The organism is Anabaena sp. UHCC 0253 (assembly GCF_009712085.1).
In the GTDB taxonomy this organism is placed as follows: Bacteria; Cyanobacteriota; Cyanobacteriia; order Cyanobacteriales; family Nostocaceae; genus Dolichospermum.
The window spans coordinates 631,733-644,123 of the sequence record NZ_VILD01000002.1 but is presented as its reverse complement, the minus strand read 5'-3'; the positions used below and the strand labels follow the sequence as shown (position 1 = coordinate 644,123).

The window sequence follows — 12,391 nt, the reverse complement described above, 5'->3', positions numbered from 1 at the left end:
ATTACCAGGCTCAACCAGATAACTAGTAGTCTGTCAAGAAGTAATTGACGGGTAAATAATCTTCCTTCTTCCTTCTTCCTTCTTCCTTCGCGCTCTTTGCGTCCTTCGTGGTTCGTTTCTTCTTTATTCGTCAAAATGTATTTGACAGACTACTAGCAACTTGAGTTAATATACTATTTAACCATTTTAAACCACTCAGTCACCCCATCGGCCAATGTCTCGGCAATTTTTTGCTGTTGTTGAGGGTTGACTATCTCCTCAAACTCATTAGCATTTTTCATAAACCTAAACTCTAATAATACCGCAGGTGCAGCACTAGGACGAGTCAGGGCTAAGTTATTCCAAAATACACCAAAAGAGGGTTGAGGAAGTTTATTAACCAGGTAATTATGTAAAAATACCGTGGGGCTATGTGCTTGAGGATGATACCAAAAACTGACTAAACCCCTAGTATTGGCATTATTACTATTATCAGGTAAAAAGTTGTAATGAATAGAAAGAGCGATCGCAGGTTCTTCTTGATTAATTATCTCCTGACGTTGCACTAAAGAAACATCCTGATCATCATCCCTTGTCATTACCACTGTTGCACCACGCTTGGCCAATTCATCTCGCAGTAATTTAGAAACTAGCAAATTTACATCTTTTGCTAAATATCCCGTCGGTCTACTTGAACCAGATTCTTTACCGCCATGCCCTGGATCGAGTACAATTTTGATGCCAGATAAAGGTAGGCGTTTGCTCTGTTGAAGATGGGGTGGATGGCGTAAAGTTAAAACCAAAGTTGTATGATCATATCTCAGCTTATAGCCCCACTGTTGGAGCTTTTTGAGGTTAAAGGTGTATTTAACTTGTTGTGGAGTCACCTGTTGCCAATCTAGGTGAGAAATGAGGGGGTTATCATCTAGGCGAATTGTATCTGTTTGGGCAATGGTATTGTAGAGGGTGAGAGTCAAGGATTTATTTCCCTGTTCTACACTCACCGGCACAGCAGTTTGTAACGGGAAACGAATTTCCGTGGCTTTAGCTAGTTGCCGATAACCAACACTGCGAATTACTGTCTGTGGTGCAACTGCACCTGTTATAATTTTAGTTTCCTTGCTATTAACCCAAGCACCATAATCTAAGCGCAACCATTCACCTTCTTTTCCTGTGACTGTTGCCATAGTCCCTTTTGGCAATGGTGTGAGTCGTGAATAATCGTTACTAGGACCAGTGCGAGTAACGCATGATTCTGATGTAACTTCGACAACTGCTAACTGTGTCGGGGCGAGAATTTCGATTTTGCCTAAACCAGTTTGAGTTATGGTTTGATTATTAAGTTGTAAATTAAATCTGGGTTTCCCTAAATCAGCAGCATTTGCGACTGTTGTACAACCTTGGTATTTGGTAAGACTAGAGAGAATAGGCTGATTTAGCCCCGTTAAAACACTTGAATTGGGAGGTAATTCTGCCTGTGACGGTTGGGGTAAAAGGGCAACAGTTTGATTGGGCAGGTTAACCGAGACAGTCGCTTGAGGTGGTGCAACTGCACTAAAACAAATGGGTTCTCCTGGTAATCTGGCAATATCGGCAGCAGGAGTTAAGGAATTTTTGGCAAAGCCCAATCCTTGGGGTAACTCAGGTTGAGTTGATACCCTCATGATCTTAATCTCTCGTTCTGGATTTTGGTAGCGGACTTTAAATATATTTTCTCCTAACTGCCAGGGAAAACTAGGGGAAAAATGCCCAGTTTTGCTGCGGTTAACTAGCTTACCATTAATTACAACTTGTCCTTTGGGTAAGGCTGTACCGATAAAAAATATTTTTTCTGTGCTGGTTTGATGATTTGTGGGGGGAAAAACTACTAAAAGTGATTCTTGTGCTAATGCAACTGAGGAGGTAAATAAAAAGTTAAATACTACTAACCCTAAGAGTTTTTTCACGGCAAAATACAGAAGATTTCAGCATAGGGACTGTGGCACAATGGCCACGATGGCATAAAACATGAATGATGTGGAAGTGGCAGTACATTGGCCTCAAACAAGAGAATTCAGCAATTGGGTAAGATTCATCTTGCATACAAGCCTCCAAAATCGTCTACACATATTCTCCTTCACGAGACGCAATCTATATTTAGAAGTTGCTAAAAATTGAAAATACTATGACTAAGTTTATCTTTGTAACTGGGGGCGTTGTTTCCAGTATTGGTAAAGGCATTGTAGCAGCAAGCCTGGGACGTTTACTGAAATCACGGGATTATTCGGTTTCGATTCTCAAACTCGATCCTTATATTAACGTTGATCCAGGCACAATGAGTCCCTTTCAACATGGGGAAGTTTTTGTTACCCAAGATGGTGCAGAAACGGATTTGGATTTGGGACATTATGAACGTTTTACTGATACTTCAATGTCTCGGCTCAACAGTGTTACTACTGGCTTGATTTATCAGTCAGTTATTAATAAAGAACGTCGGGGAGACTATAACGGCGGAACTGTTCAGGTAATTCCCCACATTACCAATGAAATTAAAGACAGAATTCTCAGAGTTGCCAAAGAAACTAATCCTTCCGCCGTTATTACGGAAATTGGTGGTACGGTGGGTGATATTGAATCACTACCCTTTTTAGAAGCAATTCGCCAACTGCGGAAGGAAGTAGGACGAAGCAATGTTTTATATATGCACGTCACGCTTTTGCCTTGGATTGCTGCGGCGGGAGAAATGAAAACTAAGCCGACTCAGCATTCTGTCAAGGAACTAAGATCAATTGGCATTCAACCAGATATTCTAGTATGTCGGAGCGATCGCCCGATTCCTGTCGGCTTAAAACAAAAGTTATCAGAATTTTGTGACGTCGCGGTAGAATGCGTTATTGCTTGCCAAGATGCTAGTAGTATCTATGAAGTACCAGTAATTTTAGAACGGGAAGGATTAGCCCACCAAACCCTCAACTTGCTGCAAATGGAACAACGCCAACCCAATTTGACGCAGTGGGAAACTATGGTAGAACGGATGTATAGTCCCAAATACAGCATAGAAATTGCCATTGTTGGTAAATATGTGCGGTTAAGTGATGCCTATCTTTCCGTAGTTGAATCTTTACGTCATGCGGCTATTGCCACTCATGGCGATTTGCGGTTACGGTGGGTAAATTCGGAAGCTTTGGAAAATGAACCACCGGAAAACTATCTGTCAGGTGTTGATGGTATCATTGTTCCTGGTGGTTTTGGTAGTCGGGGCATAGATGGGAAAATTGCGGCAATTAAATATGCACGCGATCGCCAAATTCCTTTTTAGGTTTATGCTTAGGAATGCAGTGTTCTGTGATTGAATGGGCGAGAAATGTCGAAGGCTTATCTAAAGCAAATAGTGCCGAATTTGACCCATACACTGAGCATCCAGTTATTAACCTTCTCCCTGAACAACAGGATGTAGTAGATTTAGGCGGAACAATGCGCTTGGGACTTTATCCTTGTCGGATACTTCCTAATACCCTTGCTTTCCAACTTTATCAAGAAGAAGTCATTTATGAACGCCACCGTCACCGTTACGAGTTTAACAATGTCTATCGAAATCAGTTGGTAGATTCTGGTTATCTAGTGAGTGGGACATCTCCAGATGGTAGACTAGTGGAAATTGTAGAATATTCCAAACATCCTTTCTTTATCGCTTGTCAATTCCACCCGGAATTTCAATCTCGCCCTAATGCACCTCATCCCTTATTTAAAGGATTTGTGACTGCTGCTATATCTCAGGCTCATTCTACCACTACTACACCCAAGCCAGTGGAAGTTGTCGTAGGGGCGAAGCATTCAGAAAATAGCTTTGGATAAAAATTGATAATTGGTAGCCCGAATGCTTCACCCGTCAAGTTGTTAGTTGTCCCTCGGAAAACTCTGAACAAAAACACACAATTGCCATGATTCTGGGTAAAATTACTTTAGGATAGGCAAAAATGTGTAGTCAATTCTGAGGGAACTTTGTGGCACACTGGGTTAAAATTCAGTACCAAAGGAAAGAGTATGTAATTAATTTGGACTTTGTGAATACTTTTTGTTATGAAAAGAATGGCAGAGTCACCTTTTGGTTGCCTAACAGTAACATACCTATAATCATCAGTCCCCAAAATAATTGGGAAGATTATCAAAAAATAGTTACCTATTTAGAATCTATCCAGAACTTAGAATTAGATAATTCTTACTGGGTGACAATAACTTATGAAAAAAATAAATATGTAATTAACCTCACCTGTATTAGTTCTTTTTGTTATGAACCCAACAACAGATTAACCTTTTGGCTACCTCATCTTACCACGCCAATGGTAATTAACCCCGTCAGCAATCCAGATGCCCACGAAAAGATTTTACACTACCTTCAGCAAAAAACTGGATATAGCTTTTTATAGGAAGAAGGTGACAGGTGATAGGTGACAGGTGACAGTAAGAAAGAAGAAGGAAGAAGGAAGAATTATCTAGAATTTGAAAAAGTTCTAGCGGATATAATATAACATCAGGTATGTTTCGTTAACATGAATACAATAGCTATTTTGCTTAGACGGAATCAAGTGAAAAAAGGAGAAGCAGATTCTTGACTCCTTCTTACTGTAACCTGTAACCTGTAACCTGTTACCTTCTTTCTATTCCCAATGCTAACTTAGCAGCACCTACCATTCCCGCTGTATTTCCTAATTCTGCTGGGAGAATTTGCAAACCTGTGCGGGAAGTTGGTAAAACTCGTTTTTCGATTTCTGCTTTTAGTGACGGTAGGAAAAACTCAAAACTTGCACTTACACCACCACCAATAATAATCGCTTGGGGTGTCAGCACATAAAGTAAACTTGTTAACCCAATTCCCAAGTCTTTACCATATTCTTGCCAAAAAGTCAAGGCTTCTGCATCTCCTGTTTGGGCAAGTGCGCCTAATTCTGCGGGTTCTTTGCCTGTGCGGCGACGAATGGCGGAAATTGAAGTATACTGTTCTAAAGATCCTTGATTGCCACTATTACACATTGGTCCATCAGGATTTAAGGTAATTAAACCTAATTCTGCTGCTGCACCTTGATGTCCTACAAACAATTTACCATCAAGAATAATTGCACCACCAACTCCCGTTCCCAAAGTCAGTAAAATTAAATTGGGGAAATTTCGGCCAGCACCTAACCAAGCTTCTCCTAAACCAGCACAATTAGCATCATTAGCTAAAATTGTCGGTTTACCAGTTTTAGCTTCTAACCAATCTGCTAAAGGGATATCATGCCATCCTACTAGATTAATGGCAACTCTAGCAATGCGTCCTTGAGCATCAGCAGGTCCAGGAGTACCTAAACCAATAGCGACAGTTTCATTATTTGGGTCAATTTGTAATATTGCATCTATTATTGTTGATAATACAGCCTCTGGTGTTGCAGGTTGGGGAGTATCTACAGACAAAGATTGCAAACAATTTCCCTCTGCTGTAAACCTTCCCAACTTAATTGCAGTTCCCCCTAAATCAATACCGATTACTTGCTGCATAATATATGAAATAAGAACTACATAAATATAGTGATTTTAGCTAGTTTACCAAATAATGTTTATTTTTATTTAAATTGTTATTAGCTATTAATCTGGGATTTTTACCTTTACGAATTTCCGAAATAATATCTGTATCAATTAAAGATTTATATTTCACGTTTGAATTGCTATTTCTTAAGCTCTACTGTGCAACATTTCTTCAATCATTTTATCAACTAATTCAGCATCATTTGACCATTTACCAATAAATGAATCGTTGAGAATTTCCGGTTGAGTCAATTGTTCAACTAATGCTTTAATTAAGTCTGATAGTTGACAATGATGAGTTTGTGTTAGTTGTTGAATTTTGTCATAAGTTTCTTGATCTAGTTCTAATTCTATTTTTGTCATAACGAATTACCATCGAAGCCTACAGGTATCATGATTTTAATATATTTATGAAGCCCTGGCGACTAGAAGTCGCGGCTACACAGACAAAACCCACCTTCGTGGGTTTCAAACATCCTCTAAGACTTATTAATTACTCGTACATTCGCAACTGGATATGAACTTTTGTGTACTTGTTGCCAATCTGTAATCGGTGCGCCTTTCAAAATACCAGATAAAGCTACAGAAAGCATTAACCCACCTGTAGCAGCCGCAATTAAAGTAATATTATCGTTCACACAACTCTCTCAATTAATAATTACATTTTTGTTAGTTGACCAATGACCAATCACCAATGACCAATCACCAATGACTATTGCCTATTTTCTCTTCTCAAACGAGGATTGACAAACTCATTCAACCCCTCACCAAGTAGTGATAACCCTACAACTAAGGTTGTCATTGCTAAACCGGGAAAGAGAGTAGTCCACCAAATGCCTGTAGGTAGTGCTTCTAGAGCTTGTTTTAAATCATATCCCCATTCAGGTACTTCTTCAGGTAATCCTAACCCTAAAAATCCTAAACCGCCTAAAACTAATATGGCATCTGCGGCGTTGAGAGTAAAGAGGACGGGGACACTTTGAATCACGTTGAAAAATAAATACCTTGATAAGACTACCCAAGTAGAAGCGCCCATTGCTTGTGCAGCTTCGATGTATACCTCAGTTTTAACGCTGACAGTGTGGTTACGGACTACGCGATAATATTGGGGAATATAGGCTATACTAATGGCGATCGCAGCATTGAAGATTCCTCTCCCCACTACAAATGCCAATGTTACTGACAGTAGTAATCCTGGCAACGTATAAATGCTATCCATGAGAAATAGCAAGATTTTATCTAATTTTCCCCCTAAATAACCGCTTACCATTCCCAACGGCACACCGATGATCATACTCAGTGAAGTGGCTAAAATTACTACTTGCAACGCCGCTTGTACACCAAACATTGTCCGAGAAAAGACATCATAACCTAAACGACTGGTTCCAAACCAATGTTTAGCCGAAGGTGGTTCATGGATAGGATTTGAGAGAAATTCTTTAGGATTTTGTAACCACCCCCAAGATTGGAAAACAGGCGCAAAAAAGGCTAAGAAGATGAAAAATAAAGTCATACATAACCCAATCAGCATTAATCGCTGGGAAAGGGTCGGATTTTTCGTAAATTTAAACAAATTTGGTAATCGCTTTTTTGTAATCGTCATTGGGAAATTCAGAACTGGGGATATAAACATGAGGCTTTACCTCAAATAAAGTATAGTAGACGCAGCGCCTCCTGTAGTGCATTCCCTCACAGAGCCAGGAAACAAGAGAAAACTCTTACCTCTGCGTTTCTGCGTGAAGCGAAAATCATAAATTACTTGCAATTTCGACAAAATGAATTTTACCAACAGCAAGCGATCGCTCTCATGGAATAATAGTTTGAAAGCATAAAAGCTCGTAGTGAGGACTTTAGTCCTCTAGTGATATAAATCTCAACTATTGGGGCATACTGTTCTTGGGGTAAGTATCTAGCCTTGAGCCAAAAGAGATAGAGACGTTTCCGCAAATATCTCTACATAACTAATAAATATCAGCAAGTATCATCATTAACTAACTATTAAGAGGTATTACCATGACAAATTCAACATCTGATTTATGGGATAAAATCCGCAAGCAATTTGATAGCGCACCTTATCCAAATCATCCTCTGGATAAATCACCTCAAGATGATGTTAATGCTCTATATATTCACAACATAACTACCTCCTACTATTTGAGAAATCAGAAAGTAATAGACAGCAAAGACAAAGTAATTTTAGATGCTGGATGTGGTACTGGTTATAAATCTTTGATATTAGCAGAAGCTAATCCAGGTGCAAAAATTGTGGGTATTGATATCTCAGAAGAATCAATTAAATTTGCACGGCAGCGTTTAGAATATAATGGTTTTGATAATGCTGAATTTCATGTATTGTCAATTTATGATTTACAACAGCTAAATTATCAATTTGATTATATTAACTGTGATGAAGTTCTTTATCTTTTTCCTGATATAGATGTGGCTCTTAAAACCATGAAATCCGTTTTAAAGCCAGAGGGAATCATTCGCACTAACCTACATAGTTCTAGGCAAAGAGTCTCTTATTTTCGCGCTCAAGAACTATTCAAAACAATGGGTTTAATGGAAGGAAACCCAGAAGAGTTAGAAATGAATATAGTTGTAGATACTATGAGAGCGTTAAAGGATAATGTCAATCTCAAATCTAAAACCTGGAATTCTAATTATGAAGGAGAACATGGAAAAGAGGCTATTTTGATGAATTTTTTATTTCAAGGGGATAAAGGTTATACTATTCTTGATATATTTTCAGCTTTAAGAACTGCTGATTTAGAGTTTATCAAGATGAAAAATTGGCGGCAATGGGACTTGATGAACTTATTCAAAGAACCAGATAATTTACCAGCTTTTCTGGCAATGGGTTTATTAGAAATATCTCCAGAAGATAGTTTACACTTTTTTGAACTACTCCACCCTGTTTATAGATTACTAGATTTTTGGTGTGGACATCCTGATGCAGCACATTCTTTTGTACCCATTACCGAATGGACTGATTCTGAATGGGAAAATGCCACAGTACATTTACATCCACAATACAAAAACCCCAATTTCAAGAATCATATAACTACTTGTATAAGTCAAGGTAAAATCTTTACTGCCTATCAAGATTTAGCTTTAACTCAAGACTTTGTTCATGTAGATAGTTCAATGGCTCTGTGTTTACTTCCCTTATTTGATAAATCTCTAAAAATGATGGATTTAGTCGAATACTGGCAACAGTATAGACCTTTTGATCCTCTAACAGGACAACCTATGGAAAAATTTCAGGTTTTTGAGCTATTACAAAAGCTACTCTTGGCTATCAAGGATTTTGATTTCATTATGGTAGAAACTCAACCTTGATTCTAGTTTATAGTAAAGGATTTATTCAGTTTGAAACGGGAAAATTCCTCATTTATGATGCTAAACAAAATACTTGTATCAGCACATAATGAGATTAAATAGCTGCTTTTTACTGAATTAATTGGTTACAAAATATTAAATTTTGGATCAATTAATTCACGTAAGTGCTATTTAATATGTAAGTAATATAAAAGGTAATTATGCTACATTTTTTTTGGTCTGGTTATAATCTTATAGAAGGTTGTTATGAAAGATACGAATATTCTAATTTAGAAATAGCCAAATGGGCTGAATATTATTTAAGTCAAAAAACAAATTTTCACCAAGCTAATTGGTTAGATGGTAAAGTCACTAATCATCCTGAAGATATTTTAATTGGTCATCCTACTTGGGATAATAGAGGTCAATCTTTTAACATTAGTGAAATACCTAAGTTACTGAGAAATTGGGTGACAGATAATGCTTTAAATACCCATAAAAAATGTCACCCTAATACCTATATTTTAATGCCCTGGGTTCCTAACTTTCCTCCAGAATGGACAAAATGTATGCCCTTTTATCAACAGCAATTAAGGGCTGCTAACAAAATTTTTGCTCTTTGTGGAGAAATTTGGATTGAAAGAACTTTTGCTAAACAAGATGCTTCAATTCAGTATGAAGTAAAAGATAAATTAATTCATTGTAATATGGGAGTTGCTAGTCAGAATTTTCCCATTAAAAAGGAAAAATTTAATGTCATTGGTGAACGTCAATTACTGCATATTAGTAATTTGGGATCTTATAAAGGTTTTGATCTGACCTGTATGAGTCTGATAGGTTCGGATACTCTCCTCCATGTGGCGAGTCCTTCTATACAAAGTGATTTAGGTTTAATCGAAGCCAATGTAAATGGAAAAGACTGTGTATTTAATTTTATTGGCAAAATTGATAATAATGATCCTGAATTTAATCACTGGGTAGTGGAAAATTGTGATTTTTATATCCATACAGCAACTATGGACGCTCAAGCTACTACAACTTTAGAAAATGCTGCTAGAGGTTTAATTCCTTTAGTAACACCTGAAAGTGGTTTTGCTTGTCCTGAAGCGATTTATTTAACGGCTGATCCTGATGAAAATCGTAAGATTATTGAATGGGCATTAAATTTGCCAGATGCAGAATTAATGAAACGCAGTCAATTAATCCGAGAATACGTTGAAAGGGAGCATAACTGGCAGAACATTTATGATAAAATTTGGCAGGAAATATTAATAGATATGGAAAAACGCATTCAGCATTAAACCAACATTAATTCTAGCTATAAAATAACTACAAAAAACAATGGAAAGACCAAAATCATCTGATCAAATTAAACATCAAATTAAAGCCGATCAACGATTGTATATCAATCATCAAGAACTTCTAGAAATAGAAAGACAGGTACGATTACAACGACATATTGAAAGATATGCACTTTTACGGCAGTTTGGTCAAGGTGTAGTCTGTGATGCTGCTTGTGGCTGTGGATATGGTAGTTTTTTACTATCAACTAATCCTGATGTTGATTTTGTCATAGGATTAGATGCAGATGAGCCAACTATTGATTATGCAAGACAAGAATACTCCAGCGAAAAAACAGAATTTCATACAGCTAATTTAGATACTTGGGTATCTGATCGCCAGATTGATATGTTATTTTCAGTAGAGACAATAGAACATATCAAAGATACATCCGTTTTACCAAACTTTGTGGAACGTAATGGTATTAATCATGTAATTTTAACCTATCCATCCAAAAAAACTTCTCATTACAATCAGTTTCATTTTCACGATTTTAAGTTGCAAGATATTCTTGATTTATTTAGTAACTTTATTTGTTATAAACATTTTAATTGGGAATATGAATTTGATGTAGTTTTCTTGGTTAGGAAACCTAGATAAATCAGAGTAATCTGAACTTGATCAAGATGACCTTCCTCTTTCAGGGTTTCCACAATAATAGACATAAAATTTTTCAGTGAGATTACTTATTGATAAGTAGGTAAGCGAAATTGATTATATAAAACATTTGGATTTGATGTAGGGGTAGCGCCCCCGTGCCTACCCATAAGTTTAGGGCAACCACAGGGGGTTTGCCCCTACGTATTAGCTGTAAACAAGGTTCAGATCCTCAACTTCTTGAAGAAGTCAGGGATCTTGTTATTAACATCTTATTTACAATCGCTATAGCAAAATTAAACAGAAAACAAAATTAGTTTTTTCTATGCAGCGCGAAGATAGATCCTCTAAAACTATGTTTAGATAAAGCTTTTGGCTTATTAAATACATAGTAAAAAAAATTTTTGCTGGAGGTGATATGAAATTGATCAGAAGTGGGTAAGTTATTTGCATAGAGAAACAAACAACACCCCACCTCCGGGAAAACTACTATGAAAACTGAACTGAAAGCTAAATTCATCCAACACATCCTCGGCAAAAAGAAAGAAAATGAAGGTTTCACTCTTATTGAATTATTAGTTGTAATCATCATCATCGGTATTCTCTCAGCTATCGCTCTACCTTCCTTCCTTAACCAAGCAGCAAAAGCTAAACAGTCTGAAGCTAAAACCTACATTGGTTCAGTCAACAGAGCGCAACAGTCTTACCGGATTGAAAATACCCAATTTGCTACTGACATAGCTAAACTAGAGATTGGTATTCCTACATCCACTCCTAGTTACGAGTATGAAGTTACTGTGGGGGGTGTAAGCACTGCTGAATTCGAGGCAAAAGCTTTAGATGCTAAATCCCTCAAAAGCTTTTCTGGTGGTGTTGTAATTCTTGACAGTGGACAAACTTCTGCCGTTGCTTGTCAAACCACTGGAGTTAGTGATGCTCCTCCTGGTCTGACCCTTACAGGTGGTGCGGATGCTTCATGTGCAGACGGAGAAATAATGAAATAACGCTTAATAATTTGTAATTGAAAGTGCTAGATGAATTGAAGTCAATCTAGCATTTTTTTGATATGGTTTTTGCACATAATTCATAATTTAGGGATCAACAAAATGTTGATCCCTAAATTTATTTTTTAGATGATTGCCAATTTTCAATCAAGTTTAATCTCACCTGGTCATAAATTTTACAACAGTTAAGGATTTCCAATTATGAACTCTCAGTTAGATAATCAAACTACTTCAACAATCCCAATTTTATTAAGTATTCAAAAATATGAAGAAAATATTGCTGAAAATCCCACAGAATTTACTAATTATTGGTATTTAGGATTAGCCTTATTATTAGAGGGAAGAGAAGAAGAAGCCCAAATTACATGGATGACACCATTTCTGGAATTTGCAGAGCAAGAATCTGAACAATGTTTGCAACAATTGACAACAATTTTATTAAACGCTGCTCAACAGCAAGAAACAAGTTCTGAATATAAACTAGCTTGGGTAATTCGTCAACATCTTAGAGAATTTATCCCTGATGATATTAATAATATTTTAAAAGTAATTGAGCTAGATATTGAATTAAAAATTGAAGATTTAGAAACTAATATTAATGAATTAAT

10 protein-coding genes and 2 pseudogenes are annotated in these 12,391 nt (G+C 37.0%); 7 read left to right on the top strand and 5 right to left on the bottom strand.

Annotation, left to right across the window (positions count from 1 at the left end; translation table 11 throughout):
• Nucleotides 1–173: 173 nt before the first annotated feature.
• Nucleotides 174–1,925 carry an N-acetylmuramoyl-L-alanine amidase gene (locus FJR38_RS07105; protein WP_168536163.1) on the bottom strand — a complete coding sequence of 584 codons (1,752 nt, stop codon included), beginning with the start codon at nt 1,923–1,925 and terminating at the stop codon, nt 174–176.
• A 218-nt stretch (nt 1,926–2,143) separates the two neighbouring features.
• Here FJR38_RS07105 and FJR38_RS07100 point away from each other — a divergent pair.
• Nucleotides 2,144–3,813, top strand: a pseudogene (locus FJR38_RS07100) (CTP synthase).
• 149 nt (nt 3,814–3,962) lie between these two features.
• A complete protein-coding gene (locus tag FJR38_RS07095) occupies nt 3,963–4,385 on the top strand; it encodes a hypothetical protein (RefSeq protein WP_168536161.1) in 423 nt (140 codons plus the stop codon).
• A 220-nt stretch (nt 4,386–4,605) separates the two neighbouring features.
• Here the strand turns inward: FJR38_RS07095 and FJR38_RS07090 are convergent, their stop codons facing one another.
• From FJR38_RS07090 to FJR38_RS07075, 4 genes are all read right to left on the bottom strand, one after another.
• Nucleotides 4,606–5,493: an ROK family protein gene (locus FJR38_RS07090; RefSeq protein WP_168536159.1), complete on the bottom strand. Its 888-nt coding sequence runs from the start codon at nt 5,491–5,493 to the stop codon at nt 4,606–4,608.
• A 174-nt stretch (nt 5,494–5,667) separates the two neighbouring features.
• Entirely contained in the window at nt 5,668–5,883 is a 216-nt protein-coding gene (locus tag FJR38_RS07085; RefSeq protein ID WP_168536157.1) for a hypothetical protein, read from the bottom strand.
• A 116-nt stretch (nt 5,884–5,999) separates the two neighbouring features.
• Entirely contained in the window at nt 6,000–6,158 is a 159-nt protein-coding gene (locus FJR38_RS07080) for a hypothetical protein (protein ID WP_168536155.1), read from the bottom strand.
• A gap of 74 nt (nt 6,159–6,232) precedes the next feature.
• Nucleotides 6,233–7,123 (bottom strand): ABC transporter permease, encoded by an 891-nt coding sequence (locus FJR38_RS07075; RefSeq protein ID WP_168536153.1) that lies wholly within the window; start codon nt 7,121–7,123, stop codon nt 6,233–6,235.
• Between the two features lie 410 nt (nt 7,124–7,533).
• On the opposite strand from FJR38_RS07075, the gene FJR38_RS07070 reads away from it, so the two are divergent.
• The 5 genes and pseudogenes from FJR38_RS07070 to FJR38_RS28265 form a co-directional block, all read left to right on the top strand.
• A complete protein-coding gene (locus FJR38_RS07070; RefSeq protein ID WP_168536151.1) occupies nt 7,534–8,862 on the top strand; it encodes a class I SAM-dependent methyltransferase in 1,329 nt (442 codons plus the stop codon).
• A gap of 200 nt (nt 8,863–9,062) precedes the next feature.
• Nucleotides 9,063–10,142 (top strand): glycosyltransferase, encoded by a 1,080-nt coding sequence (locus tag FJR38_RS07065; protein ID WP_168536149.1) that lies wholly within the window; start codon nt 9,063–9,065, stop codon nt 10,140–10,142.
• 40 nt (nt 10,143–10,182) lie between these two features.
• On the top strand, nt 10,183–10,782 hold the full coding sequence (locus tag FJR38_RS07060) for a bifunctional 2-polyprenyl-6-hydroxyphenol methylase/3-demethylubiquinol 3-O-methyltransferase UbiG (RefSeq protein WP_168536147.1): 600 nt from the start codon (nt 10,183–10,185) through the stop codon (nt 10,780–10,782).
• A 488-nt stretch (nt 10,783–11,270) separates the two neighbouring features.
• Nucleotides 11,271–11,783: a type IV pilin-like G/H family protein gene (locus tag FJR38_RS07055; protein WP_168536145.1), complete on the top strand. Its 513-nt coding sequence runs from the start codon at nt 11,271–11,273 to the stop codon at nt 11,781–11,783.
• Between the two features lie 201 nt (nt 11,784–11,984).
• Nucleotides 11,985–12,391, top strand: a pseudogene (locus tag FJR38_RS28265) (hypothetical protein); the annotation flags it as partial.